This is a genomic window from Ruegeria sp. G7 (genome assembly GCF_056535465.1).
Genome location: NZ_JBQFIL010000001.1, coordinates 1,335,795 through 1,350,730, shown reverse-complemented (window position 1 = coordinate 1,350,730; position 14,936 = coordinate 1,335,795). Strand labels below are relative to the sequence as shown.

14 protein-coding genes are annotated in these 14,936 nt (G+C 60.4%); 8 read left to right on the top strand and 6 right to left on the bottom strand.

From position 1 onward, the window contains the following. Positions 1–50 precede the first annotated feature (50 nt). The 5 genes from dnaN to mutM all read right to left on the bottom strand — a co-directional run bounded on the left by dnaN (position 51) and on the right by mutM (position 5,504). Positions 51–1,172 carry a DNA polymerase III subunit beta gene (gene dnaN, locus ACR3EN_RS06760; protein ID WP_480823321.1) on the bottom strand — a complete coding sequence of 374 codons (1,122 nt, stop codon included), beginning with the start codon at positions 1,170–1,172 and terminating at the stop codon, positions 51–53. Between the two features lie 226 nt (positions 1,173–1,398). Beyond that, positions 1,399–2,778 (bottom strand): chromosomal replication initiator protein DnaA, encoded by a 1,380-nt coding sequence (gene dnaA / locus ACR3EN_RS06755; RefSeq protein ID WP_480823319.1) that lies wholly within the window; start codon positions 2,776–2,778, stop codon positions 1,399–1,401. Between the two features lie 539 nt (positions 2,779–3,317). Continuing rightward, entirely contained in the window at positions 3,318–3,581 is a 264-nt protein-coding gene (gene rpsT, locus ACR3EN_RS06750; RefSeq protein ID WP_142638226.1) for a 30S ribosomal protein S20, read from the bottom strand. 228 nt (positions 3,582–3,809) lie between these two features. Beyond that, positions 3,810–4,586, bottom strand: coding sequence for an enoyl-CoA hydratase (locus ACR3EN_RS06745; protein WP_480823317.1), 777 nt, complete (start codon positions 4,584–4,586; stop codon positions 3,810–3,812). A 66-nt stretch (positions 4,587–4,652) separates the two neighbouring features. Further along, complete coding sequence (mutM, locus tag ACR3EN_RS06740; protein WP_480823315.1) at positions 4,653–5,504, bottom strand: bifunctional DNA-formamidopyrimidine glycosylase/DNA-(apurinic or apyrimidinic site) lyase; 852 nt, start codon at positions 5,502–5,504, stop codon at positions 4,653–4,655. A gap of 86 nt (positions 5,505–5,590) precedes the next feature. Here mutM and ubiE point away from each other — a divergent pair, with 86 nt between their 5' ends. Together ubiE and ubiB are read left to right on the top strand one after the other, a co-directional pair. Next, positions 5,591–6,343: a bifunctional demethylmenaquinone methyltransferase/2-methoxy-6-polyprenyl-1,4-benzoquinol methylase UbiE gene (gene ubiE, locus ACR3EN_RS06735; protein ID WP_480823313.1), complete on the top strand. Its 753-nt coding sequence runs from the start codon at positions 5,591–5,593 to the stop codon at positions 6,341–6,343. After that, entirely contained in the window at positions 6,344–7,873 is a 1,530-nt protein-coding gene (gene ubiB, locus ACR3EN_RS06730) for a 2-polyprenylphenol 6-hydroxylase (protein ID WP_480870828.1), read from the top strand. It begins immediately after the preceding gene. A gap of 97 nt (positions 7,874–7,970) precedes the next feature. Here ubiB and ACR3EN_RS06725 read toward each other — a convergent pair whose 3' ends face one another. Further along, complete coding sequence (locus ACR3EN_RS06725) at positions 7,971–9,146, bottom strand: acetyl-CoA C-acyltransferase family protein (protein ID WP_480823309.1); 1,176 nt, start codon at positions 9,144–9,146, stop codon at positions 7,971–7,973. Between the two features lie 112 nt (positions 9,147–9,258). Here ACR3EN_RS06725 and ACR3EN_RS06720 point away from each other — a divergent pair, with 112 nt between their 5' ends. From ACR3EN_RS06720 to ACR3EN_RS06695, 6 genes are all read left to right on the top strand, one after another. Next, entirely contained in the window at positions 9,259–9,822 is a 564-nt protein-coding gene (locus ACR3EN_RS06720) for a helix-turn-helix domain-containing protein (protein ID WP_480823307.1), read from the top strand. A 108-nt stretch (positions 9,823–9,930) separates the two neighbouring features. Then, positions 9,931–11,118 carry a glycine C-acetyltransferase gene (locus tag ACR3EN_RS06715; RefSeq protein WP_480823305.1) on the top strand — a complete coding sequence of 396 codons (1,188 nt, stop codon included), beginning with the start codon at positions 9,931–9,933 and terminating at the stop codon, positions 11,116–11,118. Beyond that, complete coding sequence (locus tag ACR3EN_RS06710; protein ID WP_480823303.1) at positions 11,115–12,065, top strand: PLP-dependent cysteine synthase family protein; 951 nt, start codon at positions 11,115–11,117, stop codon at positions 12,063–12,065. Before ACR3EN_RS06715 ends, ACR3EN_RS06710 begins: the two co-directional genes overlap by 4 nt. Positions 12,066–12,084: 19 nt before the next feature. After that, entirely contained in the window at positions 12,085–13,113 is a 1,029-nt protein-coding gene (gene tdh / locus ACR3EN_RS06705; RefSeq protein WP_480823676.1) for an L-threonine 3-dehydrogenase, read from the top strand. 63 nt (positions 13,114–13,176) lie between these two features. Continuing rightward, complete coding sequence (locus tag ACR3EN_RS06700; RefSeq protein WP_480531654.1) at positions 13,177–14,055, top strand: tryptophan 2,3-dioxygenase; 879 nt, start codon at positions 13,177–13,179, stop codon at positions 14,053–14,055. Continuing rightward, positions 14,055–14,885 (top strand): alpha/beta hydrolase, encoded by an 831-nt coding sequence (locus ACR3EN_RS06695; protein WP_480823301.1) that lies wholly within the window; start codon positions 14,055–14,057, stop codon positions 14,883–14,885. Before ACR3EN_RS06700 ends, ACR3EN_RS06695 begins: the two co-directional genes overlap by 1 nt. Positions 14,886–14,936: the final 51 nt, after the last annotated feature.

Genomic DNA, 14,936 nt, shown 5'->3' with positions numbered 1-14,936 from the left:
CTTCATCTTTTCAAAAATACTCCCGCCGGAGGCATCGCGCGCCAGCGCGATCAGACGCGCATCGGCATGACCACATAGACTGCGCTCTGATCATTGCCTTCGCGCATCAGCGTTGGATCACCGGCCGAGTTGAACATGAACACCGCATTCTCGCGATCCACCTGAGACGCAATCTCCAACAGATACTTGGCGTTGAAGCCGATCTCCAACCGCTCATCGCCATAGGCCACGGCCAGTTCTTCCTCAGCCGCACCGCTGTCCGGCGCGTTCACCGACAGCACCAGCTTATCACCGTCCAACTGCAGCTTGACCGCGCGCGAGCGTTCGGACGAAACAGTCGCCACCCGGTCCACGGCCTGCGCGAACTCGGCGGCGTCCACCTCAAGCTTGCGGGTGTTGCCCTGCGGGATCACGCGCGTGTAGTCCGGGAACGTGCCATCGATGACTTTCGAGGTCAGGGTGATATCGGGTGTCGCAAACCGCACCTTGGTCTCGCTGACCGATACCGCGATATCCATTTCGTCATCTTCCAGCAGCTTGCGCAGCTCACCCACGGTTTTGCGCGGCACAATCACGCCCGGCATGTCCGCCGCGCCATCCGGCAGATCCGCATCGATCCGCGCCAGACGATGGCCATCGGTGGCCACGCAACGCAAAACCTTGCCGCCATCGGACCCATCCGCGACGTGCATGTAGACGCCGTTCAGATAATACCGCGTCTCTTCAGTGGAAATCGCAAATTTCGACTTGTCGAACAACCGCCGCAGCAGCGCCGCCGAGGCGGTAAAGTTCGACGCATATTCCGAGGATGCCATGACCGGGAAATCCTCTTTCGGCAGCGTCGCCAGCGAGAAATTCGACCGACCCGCCTCGACCGTCAGACGCCCCGCAGCACTATCGGCGGTCAGCGTCACCAACGCGCCATCGGGCAGCTTGCGGACAATCTCGTGCAGGGTGGTTGCCGCCACGGTTGTCGCCCCGGCCTTCTCGACCTGCGCAGGGGCCTTGTCGACCACCTCGATATCCAGATCGGTGGCGCGGAACTGCACCTGATCGCCTTCGGCCTCGATCAACACATTGGCCAGGATCGGAATGGTGTTCCGGCGCTCAACCACGGATTGGGCCTGCGAAACGGCCTTGAGAAGGGTGCCGCGTTCGATGCTGATCTTCATACCCTCTGTTCCTTTGACTTGCGTGCCGAAAATGGGCGGGACTGGCACGTTAGCGTCTCAGCCCTGAGGCACAAGGATTTTTTATGGATTTCTGGGTCGGAATACCCCAAGCGTCAAGAGGTGCATGTCCGGCAGGGCTCAGTTCCCGTCCGACCGTGGACTAATGCGCACAAGAAAACGCCCCGGCGTGAGGATCCGGGGCGTTTTTGGGGAAGTTAGTCAGATCTCAGGCCTCGAGCGACCGGCGCAGCATCTCGACATCTTCGGCGATCTGGCCATCGGTTGTTTTCAGTTCTTCAATCCGCTTGACGCCATGCATCACCGTGGTGTGGTCACGGCCACCGAAACGGCGACCAATCTCGGGCAGCGACCGGCTGGTCAGTTGCTTGCACAGATACATCGCCACCTGACGCGGACGCGCGTATGAGCGCAGGCGCTTGGGGCCGATGATATCGCTGAGGCGGATGTTGTAGTACTCGGATACCTTGCGCTGAATCTCCTCGACGGTGATCTTGCGCTCGGACATGCGCAGCACATCGGCCAGACAATCCTGCGTCAGGTCCATGTCGATCTCGCGGCCCACCAGCGAGGCGAAGGCAAAGAGGCGGGTCAAAGCCCCTTCCAGCACGCGCACATTGGTCGAGATCCGCTGGGCGAGGAATTCCAGCACCCCATCCGCAATGGTCAGATCGGGATAGGTGGTGGCGTATTGCTGCACCTTGTTCTGCAGGATGCCCAGACGCAATTCGTAGTCGGTCGGGTGCAGATCAACGACCAGACCGCATTGCAGGCGCGACTTCACGCGGTCCTCAAGATCCTTGATCTCACCGGGTGCGCGGTCGGCCGAGATGATGATCTGTTTGTTCTGATCGACCAGCGCGTTGAAAGTGTGAAAGAACTCTTCCTGTGTGGAATCCTTACCGGCGATGAACTGGACGTCATCCACCATCAGCACGTCGACCGAGCGGAACAGATGTTTGAAATCCATCATCCGACGCTCACGCAGGGCCTGAACAAAGCGGTACATGAACTGTTCCGCCGACAGGTACAGCACGTTCAGCTCGGGGTGTTTGGTTTTCAGCTCCCACGCGATGGCGTGCATGAGGTGGGTCTTACCAAGGCCGACGCCGCCGTACAGAACCAGCGGGTTGAAGGTAACCGGACCACCCTCGGACACGCGGCGCGCGGCGGCATGGGCCAACTCGTTGGGCTTGCCGACGACGAAACTGTCAAACGTGAAACGCGCATCCAGCGGGGCCGCCTGAAGCGCCTCAAGGGTAGAATTGGCGACCTCAACGACGGGAGGCTGCGGCGCAACCTCGGCGGCGGGCAGGTCTGCTTGCTGCGTTGGACGCGCTGGGGAATTCGCTGCCGTTCTGAAGGCCAGCCGCTGAACATTCTCGCCCGACGTGTTCAGCTCGTAAAGAATGCGGTCCGCGAAATTCTGACTGACATAGTTGCCCATGAAATTGGTCGGCGCAGAAAACACCGCCACTCCGTCCTGCAGCTCTTCGAATTTCAATGGTTCGATCCAGGTGGTGAAGTTGTTCTTACCAACAGCCTTCATCAACTTGTTTCGCAATTGTCCCCATTTCTCTTGTGTCATTCGCGCCTCACGCATCCCATCTTTATTGGCCCAGCAGCCTTATTAATCTGTCCCGGTTTCCGGGTCGTATGACGTTCACACACAAGGGTACCTACACCAGACCACATGGTCTGGCGGGTGCTATCGAAGATCAGCGCAGGCCGACAAAGCCATACCCCATAAAGGGGGCACACCCGAGCACTCGGGATGCGCGTGACATTCCAATTTTCGACAGGGCCGAGGTTATCGGATAAACCGAAACCCAGAGCAGATTGTCCATCCGACCGAAGCCGGTTTTCGAACATTCGTTCCTTTGATCGTTCTGATGCCCGTCAGTCAGATCGCTGGAACAGCCTGTCCCCCCAAGCGAGTGAATCGCTGATACAGTGGTAACAACAGGCCGCCCTGCCGGGCAACGAAACTCTGATATTGACTCGGCGTTCTTGGCGAAAGAATCTCTCGGCTTCGTGAAGACGCGGCTTTCGCGCAACAATGAAAAAGGCGCCGCACTTGGCGACGCCTTTTTTACAGATCAACGCTTGACGCGCTTTCCCACAGAATCAGCCCAGCGCTTTGACGCGGGCCGACAGGCGGGACATCTTGCGCGATGCGGTGTTCTTGTGGAAGACGCCTTTGGTGACGCCGCGCATCAGCTCGGGCTGGGCTGCGCGCAGGGCTGCGGTGGCCGCATCCTTGTCGCCGGATGCGATCGCTTCTTCGACTTTACGCAGATAGGTGCGGATGCGCGAACGGCGCGCTTTGTTTACGGCGAAACGCTTTTCGTTCTGACGGGCGCGTTTCTTTGCCTGGGGCGAATTTGCCATGTGACTTTGACCTTTGTTCGGTACGGTTATCTAGGGTTGCGCGCCACGGACATATCCGCACCGGATCAGAAATCACGAGTGTGAGTCGGGCCAGGCGGGCCGCACGCGCATGTATAGCGGCGCTTACTATCCAAGTTGCCCGACTTTGCCAAGCGGATTCTTGAGCGCGCGGCGCAGGCATGAGAAAGGCGGGCAAAAGCCCGCCAGATCGCCCCTGTTTAGAGCAGCTTACTTGTCGCGGAACTGAGCGGCCCGTTTTTCCAGAAATGCTGCCATGCCCTCTTTCTGGTCCTCAGTGGCAAACATCGAATGGAACACGCGCCGTTCAAACAGCATCCCTTCGCTCAGCGGCATCTCATAGCTACGGTTCACCGCTTCTTTGGCGGCGATTGCCGTCAATTGCGACTTCTCGGCAATCTTCTGTGCTGCGCTCACAGCCTCTTCCACCAGCTTCTTGGCGGGGACCACACGGCTGACAAGCCCTGCGCGCTCGGCCTCTTCGGCGTCCATGAACCGGCCGGTCAGGTTCATGTCCATCGCTTTGGATTTGCCAACAAAGCGCGTCAGGCGCTGCGTACCGCCCAGACCGGCAATGACACCCAGATTGATTTCGGGCTGACCAAACTTGGCGGTGTCCGCCGCGATGATGAAGTCGCACAACATCGCCAGCTCACAGCCACCGCCCAGCGCATAGCCTGCCACGGCAGCGATGATCGGCTTTCGAATGCCCGAGATGCGATCGTTGGCTTCGGCGAACAGGTTTACGTTGAAGACGTCGACAAAGCTCATCTCGGACATCTCTTTGATATCCGCGCCGGCGGCAAAAGCCTTGTCCGAGCCGGTGATGACGATGCAGCGCACCTTGTCGTTGCTGTCCGCATCCTCCAGCGCGGCACCCAACTCTTCCAGCAACTGGGTGTTGAGCGCGTTCATCGCGTCGGGGCGGTCGAGTTTGATAAGGGCGACGTGGTCTTCGATTTCGACGATGATCGTCTCAAAAGCCATGAGGTGTAAGCTTCCGGTTGTTCCGTTCAGATACGATTCATTATCACGCGCAAAAGCTGGATCAAGCTATCTTTGGCATTGCGCACAGTAGAAGGATGAGCGACCGGACTGGGTGATTCTCTTGATCGATGCGCCGCAGCCTTCGGTCCGGCAGGGTTCGCCTTCGCGCCCGTAGACATCAAAGCTGTGCTGAAAATATCCAAGTTCTCCATCGGCTTGACGGAAATCCCGCAGCGACGATCCTCCGGCCTCGATGGCATCCTGCAGCACCTGTCTGATGATCGGCACCAGCGCCGCGACACGCGGTGCAGAAATCTGTCCGGCCTTGCGACGTGGCGACACCTTGCCGCGAAAAAGCGCCTCGCAGACGTAGATATTGCCCAATCCCGCAACGATTCCCTGATCCAGAAGCGCCGATTTGACCGGGGTGTTCTTGCCTTTGAACGCTTCAATCAGGTGCTGTTCGTGAAAGTCATTGCCCAAGGGCTCGGGTCCCAGAACCGAGAGCAGCTTGTGCTGCTCCGCCGATGCCGTCGGCAGCAGATCCATCGCACCAAACCGGCGCGGATCATTGAAGGTAATCCGTGCGCCGTTGGCCATATGGAATACCACATGGTCATGCTTTTGCACCGCCGGATGGTCATGCACGAACTGCCCCAATGGATCTCCGGACACCGTCATCCGCCCCGACATGCCCAGATGGATCAACAGGGTCTCTCCGCTGCTGAGATCAGCCAAGATGTATTTTGACCGCCGCCGCAGGCGCTGAACCCTCTGCCCGGTCAGCCGCTCGGCCATCCGCTCAGGAAAAGGCCAGCGCAGATCGGGCCGGTTCACGTCTGCCCGTTCGATCACCACCCCTTCCATCGCCGGGGACAGGCCGCGTCTTACTGTCTCGACCTCGGGCAATTCGGGCATTAGTTGGCTCCTATTCCAAAGGGCCGCATTGTGCCCGCCTCTTATGGCCCTATAACAGAGGCGAAATTCGACGAACGGCAAGGCAAATGTCCGACAACAGCGACAAGACCACTCATTTCGGGTTCGAAACCGTGCGCGAGGCTGAAAAGGCCGGGCGCGTGCAGGGCGTGTTCAACTCGGTGGCCTCGAAATATGACGTGATGAACGATGTCATGTCGATGGGCATCCACCGGGTCTGGAAAGACGCGATGATGGACTGGCTGGCCCCGCGCCCCGGTCAGCGGCTGCTGGACGTCGCAGGCGGGACCGGAGACATTTCCTTCCGTTTCCTCAAACGCGCGGGGCACGGCCATGCCACCGTTCTGGACCTGACCGAGCCGATGCTGGTCGAAGGTCGCCAGCGCGCCGAGGCCGACCAGATGGCCGACAGTCTTAACTGGGTCGTGGGCGATGCGATGTCCCTGCCGTTTGAGGACAACACGTTCGACGTCTACACCATCTCCTTCGGCATCCGGAACGTCACCCGCCCGCAAGAGGCGTTGAACGAAGCCTACCGCGTGTTGAAACCCGGTGGTCGCCTGATGGTGCTTGAGTTCAGCCAATTGCCCAATGACGGGTTGCAAAAGCTCTATGATCTCTACAGCTTCAACGTCATCCCACGCATGGGTAAACTGATCGCCAATGATTACGACAGCTACCAGTATCTGGTGGAATCGATCCGCAAATTCCCGGATCAGGAGACCTTCCTGAACATGGTCCGCACCGCCGGATTCGAAAACGCCAAATACCGCAACCTGAGCATGGGCATCGCCGCGCTGCATTCCGGCTGGAAAATCTAGATGCGCGGCCCCCACAACATCATCCGCCTGATCCGCACGGGCGCCACTTTGGAGCGCACCGGCGCCATGAACGTAGTACTGGACGCGTTCGAAGCGCCGCGCGCCCTGCGCATCGTGGCGCATACCCTCGGCAAACCCTTCCAATGGCTGGGTTATAAAGGCGACCCTGAAATGCCGCCCGCGACCCGCGCACTGACAGCACTGGGTCCTGCGTATATCAAGTTCGGTCAGGTCCTCTCGACCCGCCCCGATGTGGTCGGCGACGAGCTGGCTGCGCAATTGCGGGTGCTGCAGGACAAGCTGCCCCCCTTCTCAAAAGCCGAAGCCATGGCCGAGGTCGAACGGGAACTGGGCCAGCCCGTCTCGGAGATTTTCAGCGATTTCAGCGAACCCATCGCCGCCGCCTCGATCGCGCAGGTTCACAAGGCCAAACTGAGCAGCACTGGCGAGGATGTTGCCGTCAAAGTCCTGCGTCCCGGCATCGAACGTGCCTTCCGCAAGGACGTCGACGCCTTCTATTTTGCCGCCCGCATCGTCGCGCTCTGCGCCCCCGGTGCGCGCCGCCTTAGGCCGATGGAGGTGATCGAACATTTCGACGGCGTAGTGCGCGGCGAGCTTGACCTGCGCCTCGAAAGCGCCGCCGCCTCCGAATACGCCGCAAACACCAAGGACGACGCAGGCTTCTGGCTGCCGCCCGTTGTCTGGTCCCTGTCCGCGCGCCGGGTGATGACCCTCAGCTGGGCGGACGGCATCCCACTCGGCAACAATGACGCGCTGGACGCCGCAGGCCACAACCGCCGCGATCTGGCCGAGCGCGTCCTGCGCCTGTTCCTGCTACACGCCCTGCGCGACGGATATTTCCACGCCGACATGCATCAGGGTAACCTCAAGGTCGCGGCCAACAGCGATATCATCGCCTATGACTACGGCATCATGGGCCATATCGACGAATACACCCGCCGGGTCTATGCCGAGATCCTCTTTGGCTTCATCCGCCGCGACTATAAACGCGTGGCCGAGGTGCATTTCGAGGCCGGTTACGTCCCCGCCAATCAAGACGTCGACGAATTCGCCCGCGCCCTGCGCGCAGTCGGGGAACCTATCTTTGGCATGGACGCCTCACATATCTCGATGGGCCGCCTGCTGAACTACCTGTTCGAAGTCACCGAGCGTTTCGGCATGGAAACCCGCACCGAGCTGATCCTGCTGCAACGCACCATGGTGGTGGTCGAAGGCGTCGCCCGGTCGCTTGACCCGCATATGAACATCTGGGAAGTCGCCCGCCCGGTCGTTGAAGACTACATCAAGAAATCCATCGGCCCTCGTGCCGCGTTGCGCGATTTCGGGAAAACAGCCCTCGTGCTGGCCCGCTTCGGTCCACGCCTGCCAGCGCTGGTCGAAGACGCCCTGATCGCCCAAACGCAAAAGGACGACCCAAAAGCCCACAGCGTCAGCGCACACCTTATTCCGGCGGCCGTGGGTGCAGCTGCAGGAGTTGCTCTAACGCTTCTGGTTATGGCGCTCGGCTGACACCAACCCGCCCGCTTCATCTGGCTACAAATATCCTCGGGGGAATCGCGCCTCAGGCGCGATGGGGGGCAGACAGCCCCCCTACCCAGGCTCGGAATCAGAGCCGTTCTATGGCGATCGCAATCCCCTGACCGCCGCCAATGCACATGGTAATCAGACCTTTCGATCCGCCCGTGCGCTCAAGTTCGTACAAGGCCTTCAGCGTGATGATCGCGCCGGTCGCACCCACCGGATGACCCAGGGCGATTGCTCCGCCGTTGGGATTGACCTTGGACGCATCCAGACCCAGCTCTTTGTTCACAGCAAGCGCCTGCGCCGCAAAAGCCTCGTTGCTTTCGATCACGTCAAAATCGTTCACTGACAATCCGGTTTTGGCCAGCAGGTTCTGCACTGCCGGGACAGGACCGATCCCCATGACCTCGGGCCGGACACCGGCATGCGCGTACCCCAGAACCCGCGCCTTCGGTTTCAGACCGGCTTTCTCGGCCGCATCTGCCGTTGCAAGCACCATCGCAGCCGCACCGTCATTGATGCCCGAGGCATTCCCCGCCGTCACACGGCCTTCTTTCTTGAACACCGGTCGCAGCCCAGCCAGAACCTCGGCTGTGGTCGCCTTGGGATGCTCATCGACCTTGAAGTCCACCATGTCCCGCTTGACCTTCACCTGAACCGGCGCGATCTGAGTTTCAAAATGTCCGGCCTCGATCGCGGCCGCAGCACGGCCCTGGCTGGTCACGGCAAAGTCGTCCATCTGTTCACGCGTGATCTGGTGTTCGTCGGCCACGTTTTCTGCGGTCACACCCATATGCCCGGTTCCGAAAGGGCAGTTCAGCGCACCGAGCATCATGTCCAGCGAAGTGATGTCACCCATCTTCGCCCCCCAACGCGCCTGCGGAACGATATAGGGGCTGCGCGACATGCTCTCGGCGCCGCCCGCGATGGCAAAATCAGCGTCACCCAACATCAACGACTGCACAGCCGACACAATCGCCTGCGCCCCGGAACCGCAAAGCCGATTCACGTTCATCGCTGGCGTACCATTAGGAATCCCCGCCTGTATTGCAGCCACGCGGGACAGGTACATGTCGCGGGGTTCGGTGTTGATGACATGGCCAAAAACCACATGACCTACCTGAGCACCTTCCACACCCGAACGCTCCAGCGCCGCTTCTGTGGCAACTGTCGCCAAATCAATCGGCGCGGTTGAGGCCAAAGCGCCGCCAAAAGTGCCTATGGCCGTGCGCGCACCATCCAGAATCACTACGTCAGTCATGTTCTCTCCTCCAAATTCATGCCCATTATGCGCTTGCGGCATGATCTTCATATTAGACTCTCTGTCACGTGCGGAATTGACATTACGTAGCGCAACACGCATGGATTCCGTCATGACGGAAGATACAGACGATATCCTGAACCGCCTGCCTTCGCGCCTGAAAGAGGCACGCCGGGCCAAAGGGCTGTCCTTGGAGGCCGTGGCAAATCTCAGCGGGGTATCCCGTTCCATGGTCAGCCAGATCGAGCGTGGCGAAAGCAGCCCAACCATCTCGACGCTTTGGAATCTCACCCGTGCTTTGCAGGTCGATTTTGCCGGTCTTCTTGAAGACACCACGACAACCGATCAAATCGAGACCCTGCGGAAATCGGAAGTGCCCAGCATCGACAACATGGGCGAAAAATGCCGGATCCGTATCCTTTCCCCCCCCGAAGAAGCAGGCGGGCACGAAGTCTATGACATCAGACTTCAGGCAGGTGGAAGCCTGAACAGCCAACCCCACGCACGAGGCGCGCGTGAGCAACTGACCGTGTTGCATGGCGCCGTCCGCGTCACCTCGGGGACAGCCGTCAGCAACCTGCAACAGGGGGACACCGCGCGCTATGCCGCCGATATCGTGCATTCCATCTCTGCTGATGAACCAGCCCGGGTCTTCCTGATCGTCAAGAACGCCTGATCCGGCGAACTTCCGCCTTCACGGATTTTTTCCTTCATCTTGTATTTCTCCTATTTGGGAATTTCATCCGCTATGTTAGACACGCGACTCAGATGAACGGAGGTCGCCATGGCAGATGCATTCCTGTCCCAAATTTCTGACACGCTCGCGCAGATCGAATCGGAAGGTTTGTATAAACGCGAACGCATGATCACCTCGCCTCAGGGCGGCGAGATCACGGTGGGCGACAAACAGGTCATCAACCTGTGCGCCAACAATTATCTGGGTCTGGCCGATCACCCCGCGCTGATCGACGCCGCCAAGGCCGCGATGGAGCCCAAAGGGTTCGGCATGGCCTCGGTCCGGTTCATTTGCGGGACGCAGGATATTCACCGCGAGTTGGAGCAGAAGCTGGCGCAGTTCCTGAACAAGGACGACTCGATCCTGTTCGCCGCCTGTTTTGACGCCAATGGTGGATTGTTCGAGCCTCTGCTGGGACCCGAAGACGCCATCATCTCGGACAGTCTGAACCACGCCTCGATCATCGATGGGGTGCGGCTATGCAAGGCCAAGCGCTACCGCTATCTGAACAACGACATGAACGACCTCGAGGCCTGGCTGAAACAGGCGCGCGAGGACGGGGCACGGCACATCATGATCGCCACCGACGGCGTGTTTTCGATGGATGGCTATCTGGCCAACCTGCCAAAGATCCGTGAACTGGCCGACAAATACGACGCCATCGTCATGGTGGATGACTGCCACGCCACCGGCTTCATGGGTCCGCGCGGCGCGGGCACGCCGGACCATTTCGGCGTCGATGTGGACATTCTGACGGGAACCTTGGGCAAGGCACTTGGGGGGGCAATCGGCGGCTATATCGCCGGGCCGCAGCCAGTGATCGATCTGCTGCGGCAGCGGGCGCGGCCCTATCTGTTCTCGAACTCGCTGCCGCCCTCCATCGTCGCCGCCGGATTGGAAGCCATCCGGCTGGTCGAACAGGGCGACATGCTGCGCGCGCAGCTGTTTGGCAACGCAAAATACTGGCGTGCGGGGCTGGAAAAGCTGGGCTTTGACCTCCTGCCGGGCGAGCACCCGATCATCCCGGTGATGCTGGGCGAGGCGCAACTGGCACAGGACATGGCCGCCAAACTGTTCGACGAGGGCGTCTATGTCTCGGGCTTTTTCTTCCCCGTCGTTCCGCGCGGTCAAGCGCGGATAAGAACGCAGATGAACGCGGCCCTGACCCGTGATGAACTGGACCGCGCGCTGGTGGCCTTTGGCAAGGTCGGTAAAGAACTCGGGGTGATTTCGTGATTCTGCCCTCTGCTATCGATGCAATTGGAAACACGCCGCTTGTTGACCTATCGCGCATTTGTCAGCGACTGGACCTGGACGGGCGCATTCTGGCCAAACTGGATTACCTGCTGCCTGGATTCTCGAAAAAGGATCGGGCAGCAAAGTCCATAGTCGAGCTGGCGCGCGCCGACGGCACATTGTCGCCGGGCCAGACAGTCGTCGAGCTGACTTCGGGCAATATGGGCACCGGTCTGGCGATTGTCTGCGGTATTCTTGGCCATCCGTTCGTCGCCGTGATGAGCGCCGGAAACTCGATCGAACGTGCGCGGATGATGCGCGCGCTGGGCGCGGAGGTTGTCATTGTCCCGCAAGCCGAGGGCAGCAAACCCGGTGAGGTTTCGGGCGCGGATCTGGCGTTGGTGGACGAAGCCGCGAAACGTATCACCGCCGAGCGCAAGGCCTTTCGGGCCGATCAGTTCGGCCATTCCGGCAATCCCCAAGCCCATGCCACCGGTACCGGCCCGGAAATCTGGGAACAATCCGGCGGCACCGTCACGGCCTTTTGCGATTTTGCAGGCTCCGGCGGCACCTTGGCCGGGGCCGCAGCCTATCTGACACCGCTCGGAGTGCGCTGCTATGCGGTGGAACCCGAAGGCGCGCGGGCCATCGCCGGAGAAGCTATCAGCACCCCGGATCACCCAATTCAAGGTGGTGGCTACGCGATGAGCGATCTGGTCCATCTTATCGACACCTCACTGGCCGGGCATCTGTCGGTCTCGGGCGACGCCGCGCGGGATGGCGCGCGCCTGCTGGCCCGGACCGAAGGCATTTTCGCCGGCTACTCGGCGGGCGCGAACCTTGCTGGCGCGATTGAGCTGTTGCGTGGTCCGGAAAAAGGCGGCTGCGTGGCGATTGTGATGTGTGACAGCGGTCTCAAATACCTGTCCACCAATTTGTGGGAGTGATCCGATGCGACCCAATACCATGAAAGCGCTCGAAAAGACGAAACCCGAAAAGGGCCTGTGGATGGTGCAGGCACCTGTCCCGGAAATCGGCCCGGATGAGGTTCTGATTCGCATCAACAAGACGGGCATCTGCGGTACCGATATACATATCTGGAACTGGGACGAATGGGCGGCCCATACGGTTCCGGTGCCAATGATCACGGGCCACGAGTTCGCCGGTGAGATTGTCGAGGTCGGGCGCAATGTAACCGGTCTGGAAATTGGCCAGCGCTGTTCAGGCGAAGGGCACCTGATCACACCCGACAGCCGCCAAAGCCGAGCCGGCAAGTTCCATCTGGATCCCGGCACGCGTGGTATCGGCGTCAACGAACATGGGGCTTTTGCGCAATACCTGAAGCTGCCCGCCTTCAACGTCGTCCCCCTGCCGGATGATGTCCCCGATGAAATCGGCGCAATCCTCGACCCGCTGGGCAATGCCGTACATACCGCGCTCAGCTTTGATCTGCTGGGCGAGGACGTGCTGATCACCGGTGCAGGCCCCATCGGCATCATGGCCGCCGCCGTCGCACGCCACGCAGGCGCCCGGCACGTGGTCATCACCGACATCAACACCGACCGCCTGAAACTGGCAACCCATGTGGTGCCCACGGTACGCACCGTCGACGTCACCACCGAGGATCTGCAGGATGTCATATCCGAACTCGGCATGTCGCAGGGCTTTGACGTGGGGCTCGAGATGTCGGGCTCGCAGGCCGCGCTGGACCAGATGGTCGAGGCGCTGGTGATGGGCGGCAAGATCGCGCTGCTGGGCATTCCGCCCGGCAAATCCCCCGTCGACTGGTCGCGCATCGTGTTCAAGGCCATCACCATCAAGGGCGTCTACGGGCGCGAGATGTTCGAGACCTGGTACAAGATGATCGCCATGCTGCAGAATGGCCTGGATGTCAGCCGCGTCATCACGCACCGGTTCGGGGTCGATGACTTTGCCGAAGGCTTCGCCGCGATGAAATCGGGCCTCTCGGGCAAAGTCGTTCTGGATTGGACCTGACGCTCTGGAAAGTTGCAAAATGAGGTCCTAAACAGGGGCAGCACACCACCTGAGAGGGACCTCATGAGCGACAAGGACGACCGCTTTCTGGAACGCGGGATCGAAGACACGCTGGTTACGGATTTCGCGGAAACCCACCGCAAAAGCTATGGCGATTTCCTGCAGCTCAAGACGCTGCTGAACCTGCAAAAGACCTTTCAGGACCCCGCCCAGCCGGACGAGATGCTGTTCATCATCATCCATCAGGTCAGCGAGCTGTGGCTGAAACTGATGCATCACCAGCTGGTCGAGGTGCGCCGCTTTCTGCAGCAGGACGATTTTGGCCCGGCGATGAAGAACCTCGACCGGATCAAGGCGATCCAACGGCAACTGATCGCAGCGTGGGAGACGCTGCTGACCATGACCCCCGCCGATTACATGACCTTTCGGCAGGCGTTGGGCAATTCTTCGGGCTTTCAAAGCTATGGCTACCGCCAGATCGAGTTCATTCTGGGCAACAAGGATGTCTCGACCCTGAAGGTCCACGAACACGACGCGGAAGTGATGGAGATGCTGAACGCCGCGCTCACCAAGCCCTCGCTGTATGACGAGGTGCTGCACATGCTGGCCCGCCAGGGGTTCGACGTGCCGCAGGACCTGATCGACCGGGACTATGCCCAGCCCTATTCCGGCGACCCGCGCATCGTGAAAATCTGGACCGAGGTGTTCCGTAACACTGACAAATACTGGGACCTCTACGCGCTGGCCGAAAAACTGATGGATGTGGAATCGCTGTTCCAGCGCTGGCGGTTCGACCATGCCACCGCCGTGGAACGAGTGATCGGGATGCAGCCCGGCACCGGCGGCTCCAGCGGTGTGGCCTTTCTGCGCAAGGCGCTGGAGTTGCGGTTCTTCCACGACCTTTACGACATGCGCACCGAACTGATGTATGCGGGGGACTGATGCTGTATCGCGGATTTTCACAAGGCGAACTGGAGCAGGAATATGCGCCCAGTTCGATGGTCGGCGGCGATCTGACGCCTTATCTGGCCAGCTATGCGGCCCTTAGCGCGCAGGCGCGAGCCGATCTGGAGGTGCAGGAAAACCTCGCCTATGGGGACAGCCCGGCGCAGGTTCTGGACTATTTCCCTGCCACAGGCACCAAGGCCCCGCTGCATGTGTTCATTCATGGCGGCTATTGGCAGGCGCTCAGCCAGCGCGATTCGGCCCTGATGGCCCCGGTGCTACACGAGAATGGGCAGGCCTTTGCCACGCTGAACTATACGCTCGCGCCGAACGCCCGTCTGGGCCAGATGATCGAGGAATGCCGCGCCGCCCTGCTGTGGCTGGCATCGCAGGCCGAAACGTTGGGATTTGACCCGTCGCATGTCACGCTTTCGGGCCACAGCGCCGGGGCGCATCTGGCGGCGATGGTGATGGCGACCTCATCGAACGCGCTGGCACAGGCCGGGCTGCGGGTGCGCAATGTGATCCTCATCAGCGGCGTGTTCGACCTTGAACCGATCAGCCTGACCCCGGTGAATGATCCCTTACAACTGACGAAGGTCGAAATTCACGACCTTTCGCCCTGCCTGCACCTGCCCGCGCCGGGGCCACGTTACCGGGTGACGGTGGCCGAACGCGACACGCCCGAGTTCATCCGTCAAAGCCGCGACTATGCGGAGTTGCTGCGCAAGGCCGGGCATTCGGTCAGCTTCGATCTGCAGCGGGGCAAGCATCATTTCGACATCATCATGCCCTCGGGCACGTTTCTGTCGTCGCCCAGCGAATAGACCCCATCAAATGAAAACAGCGGCCCGATAAGCCGCTGTTTCTATGTTCGA

Excerpts from the sequence above, each read along its gene's own strand:
- dnaA (WP_480823319.1), bottom strand. The coding sequence starts at position 2,778 with ATGACACAAGAGAAATGGGGACAATTGCGAAACAAGTTGATGAAGGCT.
- ACR3EN_RS06700 (WP_480531654.1), top strand. The coding sequence starts at position 13,177 with ATGAGCGACAAGGACGACCGCTTTCTGGAACGCGGGATCGAAGACACG.
- tdh (WP_480823676.1), top strand. The coding sequence starts at position 12,085 with ATGAAAGCGCTCGAAAAGACGAAACCCGAAAAGGGCCTGTGGATGGTG.
- ACR3EN_RS06695 (WP_480823301.1), top strand. The coding sequence starts at position 14,055 with ATGCTGTATCGCGGATTTTCACAAGGCGAACTGGAGCAGGAATATGCG.
- ACR3EN_RS06715 (WP_480823305.1), top strand. The coding sequence starts at position 9,931 with ATGGCAGATGCATTCCTGTCCCAAATTTCTGACACGCTCGCGCAGATC.
- ACR3EN_RS06745 (WP_480823317.1), bottom strand. The coding sequence starts at position 4,586 with ATGGCTTTTGAGACGATCATCGTCGAAATCGAAGACCACGTCGCCCTT.
- ACR3EN_RS06720 (WP_480823307.1), top strand. The coding sequence starts at position 9,259 with ATGACGGAAGATACAGACGATATCCTGAACCGCCTGCCTTCGCGCCTG.
- ubiB (WP_480870828.1), top strand. The coding sequence starts at position 6,344 with ATGCGCGGCCCCCACAACATCATCCGCCTGATCCGCACGGGCGCCACT.
- rpsT (WP_142638226.1), bottom strand. The coding sequence starts at position 3,581 with ATGGCAAATTCGCCCCAGGCAAAGAAACGCGCCCGTCAGAACGAAAAG.
- dnaN (WP_480823321.1), bottom strand. The coding sequence starts at position 1,172 with ATGAAGATCAGCATCGAACGCGGCACCCTTCTCAAGGCCGTTTCGCAG.
- mutM (WP_480823315.1), bottom strand. The coding sequence starts at position 5,504 with ATGCCCGAATTGCCCGAGGTCGAGACAGTAAGACGCGGCCTGTCCCCG.
- ACR3EN_RS06725 (WP_480823309.1), bottom strand. The coding sequence starts at position 9,146 with ATGACTGACGTAGTGATTCTGGATGGTGCGCGCACGGCCATAGGCACT.
- ubiE (WP_480823313.1), top strand. The coding sequence starts at position 5,591 with ATGTCCGACAACAGCGACAAGACCACTCATTTCGGGTTCGAAACCGTG.